Here is a 24,149-nt window from a genome sequence, read left to right on the forward strand (position 1 = left end):
CTGCGAACGCCGCTGATTACGTGATTGATACAAAAGGTGCGCATGCTTCAGTTAACTTCAAAGTTAGCCACCTAGGTTACAGCTTTATCCAAGGTCGTTTTAACACATTCTCAGGTGACTTCTCATTTGATGAGAGCAACGTTGAAGCGTCTAAAATCAGCGTAACGGTTGATACAACTAGCCTTGACTCAAACCACGCAGAGCGTGATAAGCACATCCGTAGTGGTGATTTCATCAATGCTGGTAAGTTTTCTGATGCGACATTCAACAGCACAAAAGTGGTTGATAAAGGCGACGGCAAACTTGAAGTTATGGGTGACCTTAAACTTCACGGTGTAACCAAGCCTATCGTTATCGAAGCTGAATTCATCGGTGCTGGTCAAGACCCATGGGGCGGTGAGCGTGCTGGTTTTGTTGGTACAACTCGTCTAGAGCTTGCTGACTTCAATATCCCAGTAATGGGCGCTTCAAGCTATGTCGACATGGATCTGCATGTTGAAGGTGTAAAGAAGTAATCTAGCTATCAATAATCGCTATCAACATATTTAGAAAGATCAAAATCCTAGTCGATACGAGATAGGTCGGCTGTTAGCCGGTTATTTAGTCATATGGAAAGTAGCAAAGCAGCTAGAATATAGAGAAAGGCGCAAAGTTTTCACTTTGCGCCTTTTTTATTGAGGTAAATGGCCACGCGTTTAGGTCTGTTTTGTGTCAAACCTTTTACTGCGTCTTAAGCCACCATTTACCTCTGCCAGTCAACGTTGCAATGACTGAGTTATCTAGCTGAACGACTAATCCCTAATAGTTCAGCCTACGATTCGTTACTTTGTTTCTAATGAAACGCTTGCTTTGTAAACAGTCGCTAGTTAAGCCGTTTCTAGTTCAGCCTTTGGAACCACGTTTAGGCGGTCGCCATAGATTGGACGTAGTGCTTGCATAACTTCAGTACGAGTCATCACACCGACCATTACGCCATTTTCTAGCACTGGAAGCATATGTGGTTGGCTTACTTTCATCGCTTTTGCACGCTCTTCTAAAGAAAGAGAGGTCAGGCGAGTGGCATAGCCCATGCTTGTTGTCGGGTACAGTTGTTCTTTATCGATACATAGGAACTCAGCAACATCGACCAGTTTGTCGTTTGCATCAATAGCCACTACGTCACGGCTCATTAGGTCTACCACTTTCTGACCTTTAGTCGGAATGTAGTCTTGGCACCAAAGGTCAACCATTACGTCGTGAACAGAGAGGATACCTACTAGGCGGCCTTCAACATCGCAAACAGGAGCGCTAACAAGTTGAGCATCTAAAAGTGAATCAATCGCCACTGAAGTAGGCATTTCTACGCTCAGTGTAATTGGTTGAGTGTTCATGATTTGCTTGATAGTAGTTGTAGTGTTCATAGTGGTTTCCTTAACTGACGTAATTTCTGTTGTTTGAGTTATTGCTGTAATTTTTGCCGCTTTAAGCTGCGGGCGACGGTAGATACTCCAATTGGCTAAGCCGACCAATACCGCACCACCTACAATGTTGCCGAATGTCACTGGTATTAAGTTTGCAGTGACAAATTTCATGATGTTCAGGTCTGCATACTGGGCTGATGTTGCGCCAATTTGCATCCAAAAACTCTCTGGTGCGAATGCTTGAATTGTGATGCCTAATGGAACCATAAACATATTCGCCACACAGTGTTCAAAGCCTGAGCTAACGAACATTGCAACGGGTAATACGGTCATCATTGCTTTAGTCATGGCGTTAGCTGAGCTGAACGTTAACCAAATTGCTAAACACACTAGTAAGTTACAAAGCACACCCAAAGCGAAAGCTTGAACAGGGCTGTGGTGTAGCTTGTGTTGAGCAATGTTTAGAGCGTTTAAGCCCCATTGCCCGCCATCCAGTTGATATAAGCCTGCTGCACTTACCAAAGCCAGTAGGAACATTGCACCGATAAAGTTGCCTACATATACCTTGCCCCAGATAGACAGCATCTTGGTGAAGGTTATCTGCTTATTAGCCCATGAAATGCTTGATAACACCGAACTGGTAAATAGCTCGCCACCACAAATAACAATCAGGATTAACCCCATGCTGAATGCAAGACCACCGGCTAAGCGACTTAATCCCCATCCTGCATCAGCGCTACCTGTGGTCACCGTGATGTAGAATAAAAAAGCAAGCCCGATGAATGCGCCAGCCATGATTGCCAAACTCAATGTCATGCTGCTGGTTTTATTTGCTTTGCTTAATGCAAATTTCTCGGCTTCCGCCATCATTTCTGTTGGCGAGAACAGTTGCTGATTTTCAGAAGTGCTGGTTGCCATATCCCCCCCTTGAACAATCCGTCATGTGTAATTCCTAGTGTTAATGACTTGGTTAATCCGTAATGGTTAATCATGGTTAATCATGGTTAATCATGGTTAATCAGTAATGTTTTGCAGGGCTCGTTGTGTCCTGCCATTCCAGATTAGGGGGTTGAGGGGTAGAGGTAAAATTGATAATTTTTAGAAACCACATCAAAAATATTGATATAGATTTGGTTAGGCGTAGAATGAAATTGATTGCTCATCGGCTTAACAAAAACGAGCAGCAGGACATAAGTTATTAAAAGAATTAAGGATAGATTTTGCGTTATTCATTAAAGCAACTCGCCGTCTTTGACGCGGTAGCAGATTCGGGAAGCGTAAGTCAGGCAGCTGATAGGCTTGCATTGACTCAGTCGGCGACAAGTATGTCTCTTGCACAATTGGAAAAAATGCTCGGCAGGCCTTTGTTTGAAAGGCAGGGCAAGCAAATGGCGCTCACTCATTGGGGCATGTGGCTTAGGCCAAAAGCGAAGCGTTTACTGCAAGATGCACAGCAAATTGAAATGGGTTTTTACGAGCAGCATTTATTGAGTGGAGAGCTCAAACTCGGTGCGAGCCAAACCCCGGCAGAACACCTGGTTCCAGACCTCATCAGTATTATTGATAACGACTTTCCTGAGATGCGAATCTCGCTTGGTGTACAAAGTACCGATGCGGTTATAGATGGCGTATTAGATTACCAATATGACCTTGGCGTTATCGAAGGTCGCTGTGACGATAACCGAGTTCATCAAGAAGTGTGGTGTACCGACCATTTAACGGTGGTTGCATCGGCTCATCACCCATTTGCAAAGCGTGAACGTGTCAGTTTGGCGCAACTAGAACAAGCGAAGTGGGTATTGCGTGAACATGGTTCAGGTACTCGCAAAGTTTTTGATAGCTCTATTCATCATTTAATTGGTGATCTTGATGTTTGGCGAGAATATGAACACGTTCCTGTTTTAAGAAGTTTGGTAGCAAACGGCCCATATTTAACGTGTTTACCTTATCTCGATGTCGAGCAGTTTGTTGAATCTGGCCAGCTCGTTACTTTGAATGTTCCTGAGCTTGAAATGGAACGTACGCTTTCGTTTATTTGGCGTGCGGATATGGCAGAAAACCCACTTGCTGAATGTATTAAGCGAGAAGGCAAGCGCATGATGAAAGGCAAACCGTCAGTTCTATAACGGTAATTTGATAATATGCTGATAACCTAATATGTTGAATAAGCGATTTCGGTCTCTATCTGGTGATAAATGCACATTAACGTACATTATTAATGTGATCATGATCGGCTAAAAGAAGGCGTTCTTCCCATAATATGCTTACTTGATTTTAAGTGAGGCTAAATCCGGTGCGATGAATTTCGTAATTAGGCTTTAGAAATAGTATGAGTACATTAGTCGCGATTTCATTAACAACAGGTATTTTGTCAGGTCTATGGGGATGGATAGCTATCTCTTTCGGCTTGCTGTCATGGGCCGGTTTCTTAGGTTGCACCAGTTATTTTGCTTCGCCAACAGGCGGCGTTAAAGGACTAGCAGGTAGCTTATTGACCAACATGACTGGCGTATTCTGGGCAATGGTGATTATCGAAAGCTCGACCTTCGCAGGGTTAGAGATTTTAGGCTATATGATTACCGCTATTGTCGCTTTCTTTATGTGTATTCAAGCCAAACAAGCGTGGCTAGGTTATATCCCAGGGACCTTTATTGGTTGCTGCGCGACGTTTGCAGCAGGCGGCGATTGGCAACTTGTCGTGCCATCTTTACTGCTTGGTGGTGTCTTTGGATACTTGATGAAAGCAACGGGGCTTTGGCTTCACGAAAAATCGACTCAATCTTCGGAAGCGGTTGAACCACACGCTAAGCAAGCGAAGGCTTAATTCGTTAACCTAGCCTTAATTCGTTAACCTAACCTTAGTTTAGTCACTGTGAACTCTTGCAAGATAACCCCCAATTAATTTGTATATCGATTTATACAGGCACACCACTTGGTGTGCCTTTTTTGGTTTCTTAATCAATTCAAGAAATTATCAACAGAAGAACTAATAGCACTTATCAGATAAGCAAGAAGCTAGGTATTTCCGTTTGCCATGGTGATCACGCGTTTCAAAGTCCATCTCAACAACAATGGAATACAGTCTTGTCCTTGATTCTCACAATGAGACACGATCGCTAAAGCCAGGTCTGGTTTTGCGTGTTTCTTTAGAACTTTCGCCACAACTTTCTTCGCTGGAATAGGGTGATCATAAGGAATCTTAACCATGTCTCTGAAAAAGTTCTCAAACCCATTCATGTACAAGTAGTGCTCTATGTCTCTATCAGGCAGTTCTGTGAGGCGATGTCGTTCTTGATCATTACCGAGTTTAGATAGCACAGTCGCCGCATACTTCTTACCAGCAGCGTCTCCGTCAGTCACCACGTGCCAATCGATGCCAAACTCTTGCGCTACTTTAATGAGCGCTTTAAGACCAGACTGCGCGAACTCAATAATTTGAACGCCTTCCGCAGCAAGGTTATACCCACATTGGTTGGCTAACTCGTTAAACAACCAGACTTCGGTTTCACCTTCTACCAACAACCAGCAGCGAGCGTACAGAGCGCCGGACCGGTGAAAACGAATATGAAAACCAATTCGACGAAGTTCATCTTTGCTGAAGTGGTTCACATTGAGCTGGTTGGCTATGGTTTTATCTGACTGACGTACCAAACGACGAATCGATTGAAGCGGCACAGCAGCAAGTAGATCGCCACTGTTGGTGGTCAGGATTTTTTGCATGGGCAGCTTTTGCATCAAGCTCCAAGCCCTTGCCAAGTGCGTTGGGTGCAATCGACCTTCTGGATCTTCAAGGATCAAAAGAGGGCGAGCACATCTTCTTAAGTCATTTGGCCCTTTTGCTTGCAAATAGGCATTAAGTAACCCCATGAATAATAAGCGAGTTTGTTTGTTTTTGGTCTCTTCGACCAATTGATGAATGCTCTTGTCGTTCGCACCTGCTGAGTAAAGTAACCCATCACGCGGTTTTCTCGGATTTTTACGTGAGACACTCTTAAATGAGAAGTAGTGTTCTATTAAGCTTTGCATCGACTCAAGACTACTGCGCATTTCACCTTTATTAACATGTCCGGGTATCGCCATAAGGCGACGGCAGGTGTTGTCGATGCGTTTTTCTATCCTTGCCTGACGCCCATTTCCGTTTCCATTGCTGCCATTACCATTGGTTGTTTGACTCTGGCCGTTACCATTTCCACTCACATTATTAGCGTGCCCGTTACTAGCATGAACGGTGTTAGTGTGAACATTACCCGGTAGATGAGCATTGTGGTTAAGTGAATTGCCGTTGAAAGGGCGATCGAAGTGCCTTGCGTCTCTCAAACGAATTACAGGGTGTAACGTCATTAATTCTTGAGCGAGCTTTTCTGAGTGATGAAGCTTGAGAGGGTTTCCGTCCAACCCCAAAAATGCATAGTGTGTGGTCGTTTCATATTGCTCTAACGTGGCACTGATTCGATAATAGATACGAAAAACACCAAACTCGTCTTGAACCCACACCGGTTTGAGTTTGCGATAACGTCCTGCATTTAGCTCACTTTTATCGTTGGCTTTTAATGCGAGAACAATTTGAAGGTGTTGAGACTGTGGATGTGAAACTGAGTAATCGACATGGAAATCGGTCATTTCGAAGTGATATGGAACTCCGTCTGAAGGGAGAACGACGGAAAGGGCATCCAATAATGAAGACTTACCCCAAGTATTTTCACCAATAAGCGTGGTTAGCTCATCAAACGCAAGAGACATGCGCTTAATACCTCGAAAGCCAGAAATCTCGATTCTTTCTAGTTGCATAGGCTTACTCCTAACGGAAGGCTCTGCTAATTGTTTGAAAGCTAACAGATATCTTTAATCATAATCGAAAAACACAAATCTGGTATGCTCACCTGTCACAAAACCCGTTGTTATTTATACGGTGCAAAATGAGATTTTCGATCTATCTCGAGTATTTTTTTGCAGTGCAGTTTCATAAAATTCACGATTCTGTCATGATTCTCGACCTAGTATGAAGGGACAAAGAGAGAAGAAAATATGACTAAAAAGAATAAGCCGACAAAAATAGTGTTGGCACACATCAACGACACCCACTCATACTTTGAACCAACCTCGTTACAGCTATCACTTAAAATGAACAACCACATCATTGAACCTTATGTCAGTACTGGTGGCTTTGCTCGAATTTCAACACGCTTCAAACAAATAGAACAAGATGCCCAGCGTCAGAAGGTTGGAACCCTGTTCCTGCATGCTGGTGACTGCTTCCAGGGGACTTTGTACTTTTCTTTATTCAAGGGAAAAGCCAACGCCGATTTGTTGAATGCCCTTAATATAGATGCCATGACGCTTGGCAATCACGAGCTAGATATGGGTAATGAGCCCGTTGCGATTTTCGCGAAAAGAATCAAATTCCCACTGTTGGCCGGTAACTGGAATCTATCGAATGAGGATATCAATAAAACTCATACCTTAGCGGACAACGAAATTGTTAAACCCTATCTGACTGTAACGCGAAGTGCCTCTTTTATAACGAAAGAGTTTGATGGCGAGAAGGTTGCAATATTCGGCTTAAGCATCGACAAAATGGCAGGCATTGCCAATCCAGATATCGATACACCATTTGAAAATGCTTTAGAAACAGCAAAAGCGACCATTGAGCAGATTCATAAAGCTGGTATCAACAAGATTGTGTTACTTAGTCATCTTGGTTACGAAGCTGATTTAGAGTTAGCAGCCAACGTAACAGGTATTGGTGTCATTGTTGGTGGTCATAGTCATCGCTTACAAGGTGATTTCTCTGATATTGGCTTAGTTAAAGATGATGATTACGGAGTGAAAGTCGATGACACCTATGTTGTGCAAGCGGGTTTCCACGCCATGAGCCTAGGACACTGCGAAATCGAGTTCGATGCTGAAGGCAAAGTGACTCACTTCAACGGTAAGAACGAACTGCTGTTAGGCCGTCGACTGTTTATAGACGCGAAATTGAGTGAAGTAGGGCAAGACGATGCCCACGACATGGCATGTGAGTTTTTAAATAATCACCCTAATATTGCAGTGTGTAAAAAAGATCCTGAGCTGCAGAGTATTCTGACGGATAAATACCAGCCGAGAGTTCGAAAGCTTCAGCAACAAGTGATTGCTCATGCAGACACAACACTGCGCCATATTCGGATCCCGGATGAGAAAGGTCCAAGTCAGCTTGCGCCCTTGGTTGCTCAATCATTTCACTACCTAATGAACAAAAAAGGGCATCAGGTTGAATTTGCGATTCACAACTCTGGTGGAGTGCGAAATTCACTCAATAGTGGTGATGTATCCGTTGCCGATATTGCCGGAAAACTACTACCGTTTGCCGTACCCATTGGTGTGTATGAAGTAAAAGGTGAAACGATCGCTGGCATGCTTGAAGGTGCAATCAATAACGCGATCGATAATGGTGTCGTGGGCACAGGTTCCGGCAGCTTTCCTTATACTCATAATCTAAGGTTCTGCTACCACAAAGAAGCGCCTATAGGGCATAGGATTCACCATTTAGAAATACACTCTGAAACATCCGGTTGGCAGCCAGTTTCTCGTGACCGAATTTACCGAGGCGCGTCGTCAGCCTACACCATGAAAGGAAAAGAGGGCTATAACGCCGTCTTAGATATGATAGGTGATGGCGTGGTGACGACCGATTCTATGGCAGACTGTTTTATCGAGTTTCTACAAGAATACCCAGAGTCTCTTAAACACAATGAACCGCTGAATTGCATGGAGTGTTTTAGATAATCAGCATCAATGATTGCACTTAACATTATTAGTTATAGCTGTTTATAAATTTGGCACTGTTTATGCTTTATTCCTGCAGGTCACACTTCTTGTGGAGATAAGCATGGATAAGAAAGATTGGTTAGATGCAGTAGCGGTGGTTGGTTGGGTATCGGTTTGGTCTGCGTTAGTGTATTTGATACCGACGGCAGGATTGTAATTTACGCAAGATTGTAATTTGCGCAGAGTTATAACTTGATCGTTTTGCAGTGTAACTACGCAGTGCCATCGTGAATTTGGTTAGCAGATTTATTCTTAGAATCAATTCGAGTGTCTATTTGATAGGGTGGCATCAATCAAAAAGGAGCATTTGCTCCTTTTTTGTATTTCTAGTGCAAATTTTAATAGACGAAACACAAATAGGGGAATATTATCCACGCGTTTGGGGAGTAGTTAGCGCAAGTTTACATGTCGTCATCTCGTTAGGCTAAGAGCCTATCCGGTATGTAAAGGTGAAATCCCATATTTCACTTCAACGAGACCAACGCAATCACAATCAAGATCCGTCGTGGAACTTGATATGTTTTGTTTGCGGAAGGTCTTTGTAAAGTTCTTCCGCCCGGAGGAATAATGAACTCAACTCAATCTCTATTATCTACAAATAGTGAATCCTTTTTATCATCGCCAATCATGACGACTTATGCGGGTTTTTTCCTGCTAACAGTGATTCTCGTCTCTATTGATATCTATCAGACTCGTGGTGGGAACGTCACAATTAAAAAAGCGGCAATCTGGAGCGTTTTTTGGTTTGTACTTGCATTTTTGTTTGCTGGTTCTATTTACTTATTCTGGGACATTTATGCGCCAAATAGTGACTACACAGCGCAAAAAGCAACCGTGTCATTCATTACGGGCTACTTGCTAGAAAAATCACTCAGTGTAGACAACCTATTTGTTTTCGCGATGATCTTTGCTCAATACCAAGTTCCTGAGCACCTAAGACCACGTGCGCTTCTATGGGGCGTAATTGGTGCACTGGTACTTCGTGCAATTATGATCGCACTAGGCGCACAGCTGTTGGCTGAATACCACTGGGTGCTTTACGTGTTTGCTGCGTTCTTGATTGGTACTGGTATTAAACTGGCGTTAGACAAGGGCGAAGAGGAAAGTGTAAATACATTACCAGAGAAGTTACTTCGTAAAGTGATGCCGGTAACAGAGGATTTTCATGGTCCTGCATTAATGGTTAAACAGGGTGCAAAATGGGCATTCACTCCAATGATGTTGGTGATCGGTGCGATTGCAGTTATGGATGTGATGTTTGCATTGGATTCTATCCCAGCTATCTTTGCTGTGACGCAAGAACCGTTCCTGGTACTTGCTGCAAACGTATTTGCGTTACTTGGTCTCCGTTCTTTGTACTTTGTACTGCAAGGCATGATGGATAAGTTCATTTATTTGAAGCCTGCACTGGCATTCATCATGGTCTTTATTGGTGTAAAAATGCTACTGGTTGATAGCGAATGGGCTATCCCGACGTATTGGTCGTTGGCGGTGCTGATTTCTACCATGACGGTTGCGGTTATAGCGTCGATTTATGCGAAGAAGCCAGACATTGAACAAGTGAATTAGAAACAAATATAACTTATCGAAAAGTTTATAATCGGTACGTGGTCGATGAAGTGGGGAATTTATTTATGTAAAATTTCTGTGACATTGGCCACTTTGATTTGAATGGTATTTGTACTAAATGCATGATTTTAACGCCATTGCGAATTTATAGTCACCATTTGTGAATATGTATTTCAGCGTGTTGTTAATGGTTTGTTTTATTAGAAAAACTAATTCGAATATCTAATTTTAGTCATTTTTTAACCTGCAAAAGATCACCTATTATTCTTGTCATCAGAACGAACCACATAAACAAATTTATAGAGAGGCAATCATGGCTCAAGCAATGCAAATGAATACTATCGCTGTTCCTAACTCTATGGATAAGAAGACCTACTCGGTTAACTTCAAAGGATTGATTGCACACATTTTCGATATTCTTTTTGTAGACAACTCTCCACGTAGTTACTACTCAAGCGACCTATCTGGTCACATGCAACGCGATATCGGTATCAACCGTTAATCTCTGCGTTAACATGTAAAAATATAGAATTTTAAGAAAACGCCAGCTTCTGAAGCTGGCGTTTTTGTATCTGCAATAAGCTGTGTATCTCAAAGAAACTAAGCATTTGAAATAAACTAAGCACCTGAAAACTCATCACCTGAAAGAAAGACTTAGGCATAACGGTCTGTATTTGAGCGCCAGTAAATTCTCTTCGTACAAGGATCACGGTATGTCACACGCCAGCCGCAACTCATCATTGATTAAACTCTGTTTACTTGCCTTACCGATCGGCTTTTACTCTTCTGTGTCGATGGCACAAACCTGGAGTAATGAAGGTCAACCTGCGCAGGTTATCGAACTGTTCACCTCTGAAGGTTGTTCAAGTTGTCCGCCTGCTGATGCCTACCTTAGTACTTTTGAAGACCACCCTAATCTTTGGACACAAGTCATTCCGCTCGCCTATCACGTCGATTACTGGGATTACCTAGGGTGGGGAGACAAGTTCGCTAGCAAGGCATTCAGTCAAAAGCAACGCTTGTACAAAGCTTATGGAGTAACAAGTGGCGTTTATACTCCGGGCTTTGTCGTCGATGGAAAAGAGTGGCGCGGTTACTTTAATTGGCTCGACAGAACCTTGCCATCGCTCCAACAACAAATTAATCCTAAATTAACAGTGAACCATAAAGGCGATACGTTCAGCGTGCATTACGAAGGCAAAGGTGATTATGTCGCTCATATTGCCTTGTTGGCGATGAACGAAGTCACCAGCGTTAAAGCGGGCGAGAACAGAGGTAAGAAACTTGAGCACGATTTTGTCGTGGTTTATGACGGCTATCGACGTAGTGAGTCTGAATGGCAATTTAATGTCGATTTTGATCCATTAGTCGCCACGCCAGATGCTGTAGCCGTGTGGTTAACCGAACCTAACTCGTATACACCGGAACAAACGGTAGCAGGGTGGCTGAATTAAACTTGCGATAACTTGATACTGGATGTGTTGTAGTGGGGGCTCATTGCTAAAACACGAGAGAAAGGGGCGATTTAGTTACGTAATACTGCTGAAATACGTTAATATAGCGCGCTATTATTTTAGCTTTGAGTTCCTGCAATTAATGACTAACACCACAACACCAACCAACTTCTCTGATCTTGGCTTAATCTCTCCTTTGATGGCTCGTCTTACCGAGCTTGAATACCAACAGCCAACGCCTATCCAAGCGCAAGTTATTCCGAGTGTGTTAGCAGAACGCGACCTAATTGCAGGCGCAAATACAGGTTCAGGTAAAACCGCAGCATTTGCACTTCCACTGTTACAGAAGATCCATGAAGATGCACCTTTAGACCGTCGTTCGGGCAAAGGTAACTATGTTTCTGGCCTTATCTTGGTTCCTACACGTGAGCTTGCTAAGCAAGTTGCCGATAGCGTTAAGTCTTACGCAGTACATTTCAACGGTGCAATTAAAACTGTTTGTGTATTCGGTGGTGTATCGGTGAACACTCAGATGCAAGCACTACGTGGCGGCACAGACATCTTGGTGGCAACACCGGGTCGTTTGCTTGATCTGATCTCAAGCAACGCTATCAAACTCGATAAAGTAAAAACGTTAGTGCTTGATGAAGCTGACCGAATGTTGAGCCTTGGTTTTACCGAAGAGCTTGACGCGATCTTGAAGCTGCTGCCAAGCAAGAAGCAAACTCTGTTGTTCTCTGCGACTTTCCCTGAGCAAGTTAAAACGTTGACTCACGAATTACTGAACGACCCAATTGAAGTCCAACTTCAAAGTGCTAATGCAAGCACGCTAGTTCAGCGAGTATTCGAAGTCGAAAAAGGCCGTAAGACAGCTTTGTTAGCGCACCTGATTCAACAACACGAATGGCGCCAAGCCCTGATTTTCGTGAATGCGAAGAACAGCTGTGAGCATTTGGCTGATAAGTTATACAAGCGCGGTATCATTGCGGAAGTATTCCACGGTGATAAAGGTCAGGGTTCACGTACTCGTATCCTAGAAGATTTTAAATCTGGCGAGATTGACGTTCTGATCGCGACAGACATCGCAGCTCGTGGTCTGGATATTGAAAAGCTTCCTGTAGTAATCAACTTTGATTTACCACGTAGCCCATCAGACTACATGCACCGTATTGGCCGAAGTGGTCGTGCGGGTGAGGTTGGTCTAGCGCTATCTTTGATCGACCACGAAGATTACCATCACTTCACAATCATTGAGAAGAAGAACAAAATCCGTCTTGAGCGTGAGCAAATTGAAGGTTTTGAAGTGGATGCAGAAGCTACGGCTGAACTTGTTGCTGCACTAAAACCCGTTGCGCCACCGGCTGGCACAGGCAAGAAGAAAAAGAAGAAAGCACCTAAAAACCAAGATGTTTGGTTGAGAAATAACTGATATTGAGTCAGTAAAAATAGAATTTCTAAAGGCGCTTAATTGCGCCTTTTTTGTTTTTAGCCCAGTTTAGCGAATCCGCGTAACGAGATTAAACGACACTCTTGACTCTAAAGAGGTCAGTAAATAATTTGCCGATCATCAAAATGATGAGCAGTGTGGTTAACATCAGTAATGGTGTTTGAATCTGATAAACCGGTGTTAGATTAAGCGCGCCAGACGTCAGTACGACCAGCAGGTTAATGCCAAGTATTCGGTGCACCATAAGTTTAGGCGTTGCGAACACTTTCCATATCACCATGCTATTAATGAAATAGAACAATGCCAATTGCCACAACTCAGTCATCATCGGCATGATAAAGATGTATTGAAGTAAAATAATGGTACCTGTGCCTATCAACCCGAAAAATGCATCTTTGATTACACTTGGTGGCATCGTCGGCAACATGGAAGAAAATACGCCTGCAATCATCGGAAAAATAAAACCACCCGGCACAGGTAGATATATCCAAACCAGTAGCGACGTTACGAACATCGAGACTCCTTGTAAGACTTTTCTCCCATCTTCATCCAGGTGTTGAACAAAGGTACGGTGCTCATGGTGCCAAGGAACGTTTTTCTTCTCACTCTTCACAAACGGCACATCATTAATCAATGACAAGTGTGGCGCCATTAACTCTAGTTTTTCCAGTTTTTCTGTGAGAATTGGCCAATCAATAGGTTGAGTAAGTTCATCCGAGGCGAGTTCAAGCAGACGCTCTTGAATATGCGCCATTTCGTTGATTCGTAAACGCCATGCGTGAATATTTTCTTTTAGGTGATAACTCCCAGCGAGCGGCAAATCCAACAGTTGATAGAGCTTTTCAATATTAGCGGTATTGGACTCTAAGGCTTCTATATAAAGGTTGTTGGTATCGCTCATTGCTGTTATCAGCGTTTCTCTGCTTGTTTCAAATCGTTGTACAAAGTTCTGCTCAGTGTTTACAGGCCAGATCAGACGATAAACAATCGAGAAGGTGATAACACCTAATAGAGTTTCTTGTATTCGAAGCACTGCAAAATAGAATGTAATTTGGTTATCGAATCCACCCATACAAGAGATGATGGAGCAAACCGCAAAGCCTATTGAAAAGACATAACCGTATTTTTCATCACTCGACATGAAGATGCATGTACCGAGAAATAAGGTGAAAAACATCAGAAATAGAAAGCGGTCCTGAGAAAACATCGCAATCAAGAAAAAGGCATAACCAGTCCCTAACAAGGTTCCCATTAATCGGTTATGGCCTTTGTTTATTGAATGGGCAAAACTCTCGTTCAATGCCATGACAGCAACCGCAATTGCCGCCCAATAAGGTTTTTCCCACTGAAACCACAAAGTAAGGCAGATAGAGATAACAATCGCGAGAGAAGCCTTAATTGCTTCTTTGGTCGATACTATGAACATAAATGCCATCCAACTATTTGATTATTTTGATTGAAGCTGTCATGCCGACACGAAGTTGCAAGTCTTCAGGCACGTTATCGAGTACTACTTTAATTGGTATACGCTGAGCGAGGCGAATCCATTGAAAGTTTGGGTTCACGTTAGGAAGAAGATCATTACCTGTGCTGCCGTCTTGTGTTGCAATACCAAAGCCAATGCTTTTGATATGGCCTTCCAATTGAATATTGTTGTGCATCATAAGAGTGACAAGCGCTTTGTCGTTAGGGCCAACATTCACCAGATCAGTTTCTTTGAAATAGCCTTCGATCCAGAAACTGTCTTGATCGATCAATGCAACTACCGGTGTATTGGCGACAACTTGAGAGCCTTCTCGTAGGTTTAAGTTCGTGATGAAGCCATTCGTTGGAGCGTAAACCTTGGTGTATTTGAGATTTAAATGTGCCTCTTCAACATTGGCCTTTGCTAGTGCAACGTTAGCTGCATTCGTCTCAACCGCGTTGTTCAGGTTATTCAAGGTCAGCACTGGCAGCGCGCCAGGCGTTCTTTTTTCTAAGTTCAACGCGCGTTGCTCTTCGTTTTTAGCTTTTGCTAAGAGCGCGCGAGCCTGTTTCTGTGTCGCGAGTGCTTTATTGTAGGCCGCTTGATAAATACTTGGGTCGATCTCAAACAGGAGATCCCCTTTAACTACCTGTGAGTTGTCTTCAATATGGACTTTAGTTACTTGCCCGGTGACTCGAGGGGTAATAGAAACTATGTATGCGCTGACCTGACCATCTCTAGTCCAGGGATTACTCGAATAAGATTGGTAATAGCTATAAACCACAGAGCTTGCGGCAACGACCAGTAGTAGCGTGATGAGATAACGTTTAATCAAGGTGAATGCCTCAGAAGATGGTAATGAATTGACCGATAACGCCGACGAAAATCACGATTAGGCTTAATTCGGCAATTGCAGGAAAAGCGACATATTTATGTAGCCCAAGTTTTGTCGCGATTGAGCCAGTCAATATCGTCAATACATAAGCTAACGCGATAACCAATAGCAAAGGAGGGAAGTAGATCTCACCCCACACGAGTTCATGTGGCATTGTGTTCATGGGTCTATCTCTATCGTTTTAAGAAGGTAACGATAAAGGAAATGCGGTGATGTTAATAATCGTATATAGAGGATCAGATCCATCAAATACAGACAGGTTTAGGTATATACTAGGAAGGATAGGCAGCAAAGGTACAAATCAGTATTCACGTTTGTTCAGTCTTTTTATCATTATTAATTCTGATGCAGTAGATATTTTTCTATCTCGTATGCATGACCAAGAAAGTAAGTACATTAAAATGAACTTTAGTATTGAACAACTTCTCGCGTTTGTGACTGTCTATGAACAGCGGTCATTTAGCAAGGCGGCGGTAAAGCTTAACAAGCACAGAACGACCGTGGGTCAGGTGATTACAAACTTGGAAGATCACCTTGCAGTGAATCTTTTTGAAAGGGTCGGGCGCTCTGTTGAACCAACGGAGGACGGGCACCTCCTTTATCACTATGCAAAACAGACGATTGAGCAAGCTCGTACTTTTGACAAAGTGGCGTTGAGCCTCTCTTATGGTGGGTTAGAGAAAATAACAATCGCGTATTCTAGTTTCGTTCCACAACGTGTTTTGGTCGATATACGAAAACGACTTAAACACGATTTCCCAATGATGCGAGTGAACTTTCTGGTTAGGAATAAGAACGAAATTAAACAAGGAATACAAAGTGGGGAATATCACTTTGGACTTGTGAATGCTCACAATAGCCGAGCGATGCATAGTTTTGATTCTACTTTCCTTGGGCATTTTGAGTTCTATCCATTCGGACAAAAAGGGGGAGAACTCTCACATATCGATAAAGACGAAGTATTAGTCGCACTTAGGAACTCTAAACAGTTCGTATTGAAGTCTCTGATTGACGAAGGTATGTCTGAAAAGATTATCGTGAGCTCTGACTATGAAGAGATCGATCAGCTTTCGTTAATGATCAAAATGCTTGAAGAGGGTTTTGGATGGGCACTTCTTCCTAAGGCTTTTTTTACCGACTCTGAGTTTTCAAAACATTCAATTGAGCCCATTCATTCTGCGCAAATGGTGGAAGGATTCAAATTTGGATTCGCTTTGTGGTGCCCGCACTCGAAGCAAGTCAGTGGTATCAAAGGCTCTTTGGTGTCTGTTATTAAAGAGTACCGCGAGCAACTTATTGATAGTTTTAAGTCGTGAAAATTTGAGATATTAAAAAGGCGCTAATTATTCATTAGCGCCTTTGAGATTTTGTTCAGCTAAGAGAAGAATTACTTCTTACGGCAGAACTCAGCGATTACGTACATTGATTGACCGCCATTTGTTTTACCAGAAACAAGCTTAGGATCGTCACCAACGCTGATGCCACGGATAACAGTACCTTGCTTAATCACTTGGTTAGTGCCTTTGATTGGCAGGTCTTTGATTACTGTTACGTCGTCACCTTTTTTAAGCTCAACGCCGTTCACATCAAGAGGCTTATCATCAGCAGACATGCCGATTTGTGCCCAAACTGATGTTTCTTCTTCAAGGTACATCATGTCTAGTGCGTCTTGAGCCCAGCTTTCAGTGTTCAGACGAGTAAGTTGACGCCATGCCGTTACTTGAACTGGTGCCTCTTGACTCCACATGCTGTCGCTTAGGCAGCGCCAGTGGTTGATATCTTTAGGCTCGTCAATCTCACCAAGGCATTTGTCACATACCATGATGCCGTGATCCACTGTTACGTGGCTGTGTGGCGGTACTGCGTACGCAGTAAGAGAAGAATCAGAACCACATAGTTCACATTTAGATTGGCAGCGTTCTAGCATAGTAGCTTCAGAAGACATAATGGACTCACATTTATTAGGTATTAATTACCGGGGCTATTATCCACTTTATTTACAATAAAGAAAGAGGTCGTACGGTATTCTGTCTTGATTAATTTTAGCCGAGATCAACCATTTGTGTTTTAACGTTTTATGCAAACGGTTAACTAGGGATAGTTGGTTGGGGGTAGAAACAAAAATGCCAGCGGTAAGGCTGGCATTTGTTTAGTTGCAACTATTCTTATTCCAAGAAAGAAGCAGTAATAGATGCTGAAGTTAACGCGTTGTCGATCAAGAAGTCTACAGCTTGTGTCTGCATGCTTACATGATGACCTGCGTCCAAAGGTGTTGGTGTAGTGGTATCTTGCGGTATTACAAACGTACTGTGTGCAGCAACATCACTGAACTTAACAAAGTCCTTCGCACCGTCAGGGGTCGTGTTACTCGAATCAACGACTGTTAGGCCAAGCTTAGTTGCTAACGGTGTCGTTCCTGCGAACGGAGCGTTTGCCACTGTGTTTGGTACTGTATTATCACCTTGTACTTGCCCCATATAAATAGGCAGAATAGGTGAGCCAGAAGCAACTAGATAAGCAGCATTTGTAAACGGATCCACAGTATCTAACACCGTTTGTGCAGCGTAAGCGAACTGTTGGAAAGCGGCTGTCATGGTTGCTTTCTGTGCTGCAGTCGCGTTTGCTTCAAACGTTGTGTAACACTGTTTACTAGAGAGGCTTCCACAGTTCGCGGTTGCGAAACCTGCGTATTCAGTTGAAGCGCTCAATGCAACGCTATGCTTAACTTGAGGGCCAAACTCTGTAGAACCCAGTAGAAGGTTAGATATCTGACCACCAGAGTTTTCTATCGCTGCTGAACTGAATGAGTAAAGCGAATTAGCTGCGACACTACCGAGAGTACGGTTAGAGGCTGCAACTGCCGTCGTTCCAACAATACCGCCTAGCGAGTGGCCTAAGAACTTCACTTGTGAGCCAGTAGCTAGGTTAAAGGCCTTTAATGGAGAAGTTGTGAGTGCCCCAGTTTTTAATGAAACAGCTAAAGATGCACGTAAGCCCATTACATCAAGTGCACTTTGACGTACGTTATCGCGAGCGACGGGTAAGTTCGCTAAGTTTAGATAAGCCAAAACGTCAGCATTTGCCGAACGAGTATCATCCAAACTACGTGTACCGTGGATCGGTAAGTCAATGGCCAATACTGCTACACCCGCTTTTGCAAGGTTGTAAGCGAACGCATAAGCGTTTTCTTTCGCGGAGGTGATGCCGTGTTGGTAGATCACAACATTAGTAGGATCAGAACCATTTGGCGTAAACAGTAAGAATTCGACGTCTTCTAATGATTTAACTTGAGGAACAGGTGAGTATTTGGTGATGACTCGCTCGCTATCAAGTGCAGAACCATCTTTAAGAGTCAGGTTTAAACCAATGAGTTTAAGCTGCTCTGTTTGACTCGTCGCTAATATACTTGCATCAATACCAGCAGCAATAAGTTGAGCGGCCATGTTCGCCTTTTCTGCACTATTACTTAGAGCATTTGAAACCTTAGCTAGGCTAGGCATAGCGGATTCAAACGGCTGAGTATTCCATTTGCTGCTGCTTGTTTCTAAGTAGTGAGGTAACTTAACCGACCCTTGACTTACATTGACATCTGCACTTGATGCATCGTACATCGCCCCAATAGCAAACTTGGCTTTAGCAATCTTAGTCGAGTCGCCGCCACCAATGTATTTATCAAAATCAGTGTCATTTGCTAATGCTGTTTTGAATGTTACTGCAGGAAGAAACGACATAGTGTAAGCGGCTTTTAGGTCAACCGAATTAGGGTTTGCACTGCCTTTCCATACACCATTTAGGTTCGCAGAAGCCAACCCAGTCGCTGTTGCTGCTTTTGTTGCGAAAAGCGAGCCGCCAACTGATTCGGTGGTAAACCACGTCGAGTAGATGATGTCTTTGGTATCAAGGCTAACCTTGCCGGCGGCATTCGCCCCTGCAAAGATTTGCTCTACACCCTGAGTTACTTTCTGAGCTTGAGCTAAGCTGCCGTCAGTATACGTTACTGAACTTGATTTCAGAGCCGCGTAGCTTGACGACATACCTACCGGGTCGCCATTAACATCGTTCAGTTCATTCGACAGTGCCAACACGTATTCGCTTGAAGCATCGAGTGAATCTTTAAATACAATAGTAAAGGCATCCGTTGCAGCGCTAGATAACACATTAAAGTGCGTACCTAGAGTCAACACGCCTGTAACCGTTGGTGGTGTTGTGGATGTGAGTGAACTGCTAAGTTTTAGAATGTAAACGCCGCCGGTCGCGACACCGTCGGCAAGACCGGTACCTTCGAAATTCATAACGATTGGCATCGAAGTAGACCAGCCATCCATTGTGTTCATTGCCGCAATTGGATTCGTTAACGAATCTTTACCACCCGTTGGTAACCCGAGAGTGCCATCCGTCGTGTCCATCAGAGCAAAGCTTGGCAGTGGAACCGCTTTGTTCGCACCACTTAGATGAAACTTAATACTCGTTGTGCGAGCCAGTGAATCTTGAATGTACTGCTCATATTTAACGGCAGTTGAGGCACCTGAACTCGAAGAGTCATCACCACAACCGGCAAGAAATATCGCCGAAGCAAGCAGCGAAACACTAAATAACTTTTTCATGTTTGAATTCCGTTTAGTTAAAGGTGTAGTTCAATTGAATTGCAGATAGGTAAGCGACTGCATCACCTGAAAACTCAAGCTTTTGACCCAGTTCGTTAGTTTCCGTGAAATCACCATCTTTACTTTGTACAAGTGCAAAACCAGCATCAATAGAAAGATCTGGGCTGTATTGGTAAGTCAAGCCAGTGCTGTACCAGTAACGATCGCTATCTGGGATACTTAACGTTGCTTGACCAGCTTGCTCGTCATAGGCAAGACCCGCCCTTAGTGTCCACTCTTGATTCAACTGATAAGTCGCACCCAACGAGTAGCGGTTGTTATCCTCGTAGTGTTCTGTCTTTTTAAAACACACACCATCTTTACAATCTGGACTGGTGGCTTTAAGTTCTTTAAAACTGCTCCAACCCGTTTGTTGCCAACCGTAGTGGATAGCCCACTGTTCGGTCAGTTGGTGGAAAGCCGATATTTCAATAATTGAAGGTAAGGTAATTTTTAAGCGGCCAGTCGTTGCAGTTGCGCTACCTTGTACGATTCCACCGGTGTAATCTTTGAAATCACCATCGTCAAAATCAAGGTCAACTTCCGAACGATAAGCGATAGAAAATCGATTGTTTTCATTCAATTCATATAAGCCACCCACATTCCAACCAAATGCGAATGTTTCACCAGTCATACTGATTAACTTCGTCGACGAAGGATCTCCAGTAACATTTGAAATAGCACCTTGGTGTCGGTTGAGTTCAGCTTCTGCATAAACAAGGTTTACGCCAGCACCAATGCTGAATTGGTCGTCGATTCTATACGCTACGTTTGGGTTTAAATTGACAGACATTAGTGATGTATCACCAGCTAGATCACCCGCGTAGATATCATCTGGGTAATCGGTAGCAACACCGTAGTTGGAAAACATACCAATGCCCCAAGCCCATTGCTCATTGATTGGGCTAATGTAGTAAGCACCAGGTACAATTTGAAGGGGAGCGACGTCTTTAGATGTCTGACTTTGTCCGCCAGAACCTGGAACATTGTTTTGAGTAATGTCTACTTCTGGATCAACGACAGAAACCGCGCCTGAAAATTGGGCTGTATCAAATAGGGTCATTGCAGCGGGGTTTCTCGCAAGTACACTCGCGTTATCGGCAACTGCACCTTCACCTGAGAATGCGCGTCCAAGGCCTGAGGCAGAGTGCTCAGCAACTTGGAAACCAGCCGCAAGTGAATTACATGCAAATAGTACAGAAAGCGAAACGAGAGAGCGTTGTATTGTTTTCATCCTTGACCCTCCTAGGGCATCAAATCTCATTCTTATTGTTGAAAACACACTGAGCATTGTTATTAGTGATGCTCCAATGTAAATGACATGTTAAATTCATGTTTCATGTAAAGTCAAAGAATGAGTTATCATTTTGTGAAGTTATAATTTTAAGGGGCGGGACTTTAACATTTATAATATGCATACAATCAATGGTTTATTCGTGGTTGGAGGTGTGACCAGAATGTTTATGCGCATTATCGGAATAAATAGTGTTCAATTGCTTAAATATGTAACAACTTCGTTTGTGTTTACCGTTAATCGCTAAATCGGCATAATACGGTTTCATTTACGATGGCATTAAATTGGAATTTAAGTTTGGAATTACTCGCGATAGAGTTTCTTGGAAAACCGCTTCGTTTAGAAGGTTCAATGGCTGGTTGGCAACAGCTGTTCTGGGATAATACACTTGTGTCTCAACTGGATGCGACCTCAGAGCAAGATAATGCTCGAACTCACTCATTCATGTTGCAATCTGGCGAAGATACGTTGCAGTGTCACGTCAAAGCGTCAGTTCAATGGCAGCCATTTGAGATGTACTACAAAGCCTCCGTCAATGGTCAAACGATTGCCGAAGGTAACCGCGACACTAAAGACATCGAGCAACAAACTCCCGTTGTAGCACCTAAACCTGAGAAGCGTTTTAGCTTAATTGGATTAGTGTCGCTTGGTATGAAAGCATTAAAAAGTGCCAAGCTAATCAAAGTCGTACTTGCCTCAGCGAGCTTGGCTGCGTATTCATGGCTGTTTTCAATTCAATTTGCTTTAGCTCTAATCGCTTGCCTTATGTTCCATGAATACGGCCATATTAGAGCGATGAAATACTTTGGCATGAAGACCAAAGGCATCTATTTGATACCGTTCCTTGGTGGTTTAGCGTTATCCGATGAGAAGATCAATACGCGCTGGCAAGACGTAGTTATCTCAATCATGGGGCCATTGTTCGGATTGATATTGTCTTTGGTGTTTACCGTGTTGTACTTGATCACTGGCGAGATGTTCTTTGCTGGGCTTGCAGTATTCAACGCGCTATTGAACTTGTTTAATCTATTGCCAATTTTGCCTCTCGATGGCGGACATGTACTGAAAAGTATCAGTTTCTCAATGAACAGCGTGCTTGGTATTGTATTGTGTATCGCAGCCGCTGTTGCTGGTGTGGTACTGAGTTATCAGTTGAATCTGACCTTGTTTGGTTTCTTATTGATTATGGGTAGTGTGGAAATACTGTTCGAATGGAAAGGGCGTCACCACAGTCACTTGTTACCATTAGACAAATACGGTCAAGTCGTGTCGTTTGTTTGGTATGTGGGTTTAGTGAGTAGTTTGATTGGTGTTATCTGGTATTTTGCATCTACTGGTGATCAACTATTAAGCCTACCATTGCAAATTCTTGGTACTTAACAAGAACCAAAACAAAAAAGTGCCCTAGCCAATATGGATAGGGCATTTTTGTATTCGAAGTTTAGCGTCTAAACAAATGTAAAATTACGTTTTGCAATTTGGTCTTGGAGAACCCGATTGGGGAAGCGTTTTGATCGTCGCTTGCAGATCTTTGATACGCGTACTGTGCGAAGGGTGTGTAGAAAGCAGTTCTGGGGGCTGATTACCACCCGATGCCTTCGCCATGTTTTGCCATAAGTCGACACTTTGGTTAGGATCGAATCCAGCTCTAGCCATATACTCTAGGCCAACAACATCGGCTTCAGATTCTTGAGTTCGCCCATACGGTAGAATAACGCCATACTGAACGCCTAAACCTAAAGCAGCCATCGTCATACCTTGATATTGGCTGTATTCTGATGTGCCTAATGCGATGCTAGTAACCGATAAACCAGTGTTAGCGATTTGAGACTGAGATAGGCGCTCGTTACTGTGGTCTGCTAAAACGTGCGCCACTTCGTGCCCGATAACTGTCGCGAGTTGGTCTTGATTAACCGCTACCTTAAGCAACCCGGTATATACGCCAATTTTTCCACCTGGTAGGGCGAATGCGTTTACTTGGTCACTGTCAAAGACAACAACTTCCCATTCACTAAAACCTTGTTTAGGAATGTATTGCGTGATGCTGTTTGCGACGCACTGTACATAAGCGTTCGTTTTTGCATCTTTGCTGATGGGTTGTTCTTTCTTCATTTGTTCAAAAGACTGTGCTCCAAGCTGAGACATATCTTTATCTGAAAAAAGCAGTAATTGGTTTCTGCCTGTTGGGGAAGCGCTGCATGCACTTAGCCCAGCGAGTGTAAGAAGCGAGGCAAACTTCATCCATGACGTCATACAATATCCTCCGTGTATTCGGTTTTTATGCATGTTAACATCAACTTGTGTAATAGCTAGTAGCAGTAAGATAACTATTTCGGTAATAATCCCAGCAATAATGCTAACGTTATTGGTTTTATCAACCTATTAACGATGATAAAACTGCACACGCGATAACAAAGCCAATAATTAAGGAACCTACATGAGTATTTGGAAAAAGCCCGTTGACCTAGAGATCTTCAACGCGACCTCAAAAAATACCTTAATTGAACACCTCAATATTGTATACACCGAGGTCAACGACAACTCTTTGGTGGCAACCATGCCGGTTTGTCATTTTACCCACCAACCTTTAGGTATGCTCCATGGCGGCGCATCGGTTGTGTTAGCAGAAACGCTTGGCTCATTGGCTGCTAATTTTTGCGTTCCAGAAGGCTACTATTGCGTTGGGCTAGATATCAACGCAAACCACGTTAGATCAATGCGCGATGGCCATGTTGTCGGTACTGCTGAGCCTATTCACTTAGGTGTGTCTACCCAAGTATGGCAGATAAACATCACGGATGAGCGTCAACGCTTAGTCTGTACAAGTCGTTTAACTATTGCTGTGAAGAAACATAAGCGATAATAGGCTAAGCATTAGTTAGCTGTGTTTGTATTTATAAGAAGTAATCTGTATTTAAAATAGTCCGAGAAATCCATGGTCATAACGTTTAAAAGTGGGAAAATCATCGCAACCGCACATGAGCTGGTCGTTCGTTTGGATGGTGAGCACAGAGTCACGCTACAAGCTCAAGTTGATGCAATCCAACTGATAGGAAAAGGGGCAAATGTCATTTCAGCCAATGGTTCTGAATGCAAGTGGTCGATTAAATTAGACAACGAACAGCAGCTCCGAGATATTGCCAATGAAATCGGCTGCGATGTGATGTAATCGTAT

At 43.2% G+C, this 24,149-nt stretch carries 21 protein-coding genes; 12 read left to right on the top strand and 9 right to left on the bottom strand.

Annotated features, from left to right (window positions below; genetic code table 11):
* On the top strand, positions 1–515 hold a 515-nt coding region (locus MED222_RS19760), incomplete at its 5' end, for a YceI family protein (RefSeq protein ID WP_009845302.1).
* 351 nt (positions 516–866) lie between these two features.
* Here MED222_RS19760 and focA read toward each other — a convergent pair.
* The gene (gene focA / locus MED222_RS19755; RefSeq protein ID WP_009845303.1) at positions 867–2,318 is read right to left on the bottom strand and encodes a formate transporter FocA; all 1,452 of its coding nucleotides are present in this window, start codon (positions 2,316–2,318) and stop codon (positions 867–869) included.
* A gap of 302 nt (positions 2,319–2,620) precedes the next feature.
* Between focA and MED222_RS19750 the strand changes: the two genes are divergently transcribed.
* Both MED222_RS19750 and MED222_RS19745 read left to right on the top strand, forming a co-directional pair.
* Entirely contained in the window at positions 2,621–3,526 is a 906-nt protein-coding gene (locus MED222_RS19750) for a LysR substrate-binding domain-containing protein (RefSeq protein WP_009845304.1), read from the top strand.
* A 203-nt stretch (positions 3,527–3,729) separates the two neighbouring features.
* On the top strand, positions 3,730–4,224 hold the full coding sequence (locus MED222_RS19745; protein WP_009845305.1) for a DUF1097 domain-containing protein: 495 nt from the start codon (positions 3,730–3,732) through the stop codon (positions 4,222–4,224).
* Positions 4,225–4,415: 191 nt separating this feature from the next.
* Here MED222_RS19745 and MED222_RS19740 read toward each other — a convergent pair whose 3' ends face one another.
* The gene (locus tag MED222_RS19740) at positions 4,416–6,188 is read right to left on the bottom strand and encodes an ATP-dependent endonuclease (RefSeq protein WP_009845306.1); all 1,773 of its coding nucleotides are present in this window, start codon (positions 6,186–6,188) and stop codon (positions 4,416–4,418) included.
* Between the two features lie 237 nt (positions 6,189–6,425).
* Here MED222_RS19740 and MED222_RS19735 point away from each other — a divergent pair, with 237 nt between their 5' ends.
* From MED222_RS19735 to MED222_RS19710, 5 genes are all read left to right on the top strand, one after another.
* Positions 6,426–8,165, top strand: a complete 1,740-nt coding sequence (locus MED222_RS19735; protein WP_009845307.1) for a bifunctional metallophosphatase/5'-nucleotidase — start codon at positions 6,426–6,428, stop codon at positions 8,163–8,165.
* A 609-nt stretch (positions 8,166–8,774) separates the two neighbouring features.
* Positions 8,775–9,776, top strand: coding sequence for a TerC/Alx family metal homeostasis membrane protein (locus MED222_RS19725; RefSeq protein ID WP_009845309.1), 1,002 nt, complete (start codon positions 8,775–8,777; stop codon positions 9,774–9,776).
* Between the two features lie 313 nt (positions 9,777–10,089).
* On the top strand, positions 10,090–10,278 hold the full coding sequence (locus MED222_RS19720; protein WP_009845310.1) for a hypothetical protein: 189 nt from the start codon (positions 10,090–10,092) through the stop codon (positions 10,276–10,278).
* 211 nt (positions 10,279–10,489) lie between these two features.
* On the top strand, positions 10,490–11,230 hold the full coding sequence (locus tag MED222_RS19715) for a DUF1223 domain-containing protein (protein ID WP_009845311.1): 741 nt from the start codon (positions 10,490–10,492) through the stop codon (positions 11,228–11,230).
* 142 nt (positions 11,231–11,372) lie between these two features.
* On the top strand, positions 11,373–12,659 hold the full coding sequence (locus MED222_RS19710; protein ID WP_009845312.1) for a DEAD/DEAH box helicase: 1,287 nt from the start codon (positions 11,373–11,375) through the stop codon (positions 12,657–12,659).
* A gap of 88 nt (positions 12,660–12,747) precedes the next feature.
* Here the strand turns inward: MED222_RS19710 and MED222_RS19705 are convergent, their stop codons facing one another.
* Genes MED222_RS19705 through MED222_RS19695 form a run of 3 tightly spaced genes read right to left on the bottom strand, consistent with a single transcriptional unit; the run spans position 12,748 to position 15,200 of the window.
* Positions 12,748–14,103: an FUSC family protein gene (locus MED222_RS19705; protein ID WP_009845313.1), complete on the bottom strand. Its 1,356-nt coding sequence runs from the start codon at positions 14,101–14,103 to the stop codon at positions 12,748–12,750.
* Positions 14,104–14,116: 13 nt separating this feature from the next.
* Positions 14,117–14,977: an HlyD family secretion protein gene (locus MED222_RS19700; protein ID WP_009845314.1), complete on the bottom strand. Its 861-nt coding sequence runs from the start codon at positions 14,975–14,977 to the stop codon at positions 14,117–14,119.
* Positions 14,978–14,987: 10 nt separating this feature from the next.
* Entirely contained in the window at positions 14,988–15,200 is a 213-nt protein-coding gene (locus MED222_RS19695; RefSeq protein ID WP_004730923.1) for a DUF1656 domain-containing protein, read from the bottom strand.
* A 238-nt stretch (positions 15,201–15,438) separates the two neighbouring features.
* On the opposite strand from MED222_RS19695, the gene MED222_RS19690 reads away from it, so the two are divergent.
* Positions 15,439–16,353, top strand: a complete 915-nt coding sequence (locus MED222_RS19690) for a LysR family transcriptional regulator (protein ID WP_032555132.1) — start codon at positions 15,439–15,441, stop codon at positions 16,351–16,353.
* Between the two features lie 71 nt (positions 16,354–16,424).
* Here MED222_RS19690 and MED222_RS19685 read toward each other — a convergent pair whose 3' ends face one another.
* The 3 genes from MED222_RS19685 to MED222_RS19675 all read right to left on the bottom strand — a co-directional run bounded on the left by MED222_RS19685 (position 16,425) and on the right by MED222_RS19675 (position 20,914).
* The gene (locus MED222_RS19685; protein ID WP_009845316.1) at positions 16,425–16,982 is read right to left on the bottom strand and encodes a PhnA domain-containing protein; all 558 of its coding nucleotides are present in this window, start codon (positions 16,980–16,982) and stop codon (positions 16,425–16,427) included.
* A gap of 220 nt (positions 16,983–17,202) precedes the next feature.
* Positions 17,203–19,641 (bottom strand): VolA/Pla-1 family phospholipase, encoded by a 2,439-nt coding sequence (locus MED222_RS19680; RefSeq protein WP_009845317.1) that lies wholly within the window; start codon positions 19,639–19,641, stop codon positions 17,203–17,205.
* Between the two features lie 13 nt (positions 19,642–19,654).
* Positions 19,655–20,914, bottom strand: a complete 1,260-nt coding sequence (locus MED222_RS19675; protein ID WP_009845318.1) for an outer membrane protein transport protein — start codon at positions 20,912–20,914, stop codon at positions 19,655–19,657.
* Positions 20,915–21,271: 357 nt separating this feature from the next.
* Here MED222_RS19675 and MED222_RS19670 point away from each other — a divergent pair, with 357 nt between their 5' ends.
* A complete protein-coding gene (locus tag MED222_RS19670) occupies positions 21,272–22,354 on the top strand; it encodes a site-2 protease family protein (RefSeq protein WP_009845319.1) in 1,083 nt (360 codons plus the stop codon).
* Positions 22,355–22,438: 84 nt separating this feature from the next.
* On the opposite strand, the gene MED222_RS19665 is transcribed toward MED222_RS19670, so the two are convergent.
* The gene (locus MED222_RS19665) at positions 22,439–23,227 is read right to left on the bottom strand and encodes a M48 family metallopeptidase (protein ID WP_009845320.1); all 789 of its coding nucleotides are present in this window, start codon (positions 23,225–23,227) and stop codon (positions 22,439–22,441) included.
* A gap of 184 nt (positions 23,228–23,411) precedes the next feature.
* On the opposite strand from MED222_RS19665, the gene MED222_RS19660 reads away from it, so the two are divergent.
* Positions 23,412–23,837: a hotdog fold thioesterase gene (locus MED222_RS19660; protein ID WP_009845321.1), complete on the top strand. Its 426-nt coding sequence runs from the start codon at positions 23,412–23,414 to the stop codon at positions 23,835–23,837.
* 72 nt (positions 23,838–23,909) lie between these two features.
* Positions 23,910–24,143 carry a DUF3389 domain-containing protein gene (locus MED222_RS19655; RefSeq protein WP_009845322.1) on the top strand — a complete coding sequence of 78 codons (234 nt, stop codon included), beginning with the start codon at positions 23,910–23,912 and terminating at the stop codon, positions 24,141–24,143.
* Positions 24,144–24,149 lie beyond the last annotated feature (6 nt).

It is taken from the genome of Vibrio sp. MED222, assembly GCF_000153005.1.
In the GTDB taxonomy this organism is placed as follows: domain Bacteria; phylum Pseudomonadota; class Gammaproteobacteria; order Enterobacterales; family Vibrionaceae; genus Vibrio; species Vibrio tasmaniensis_A.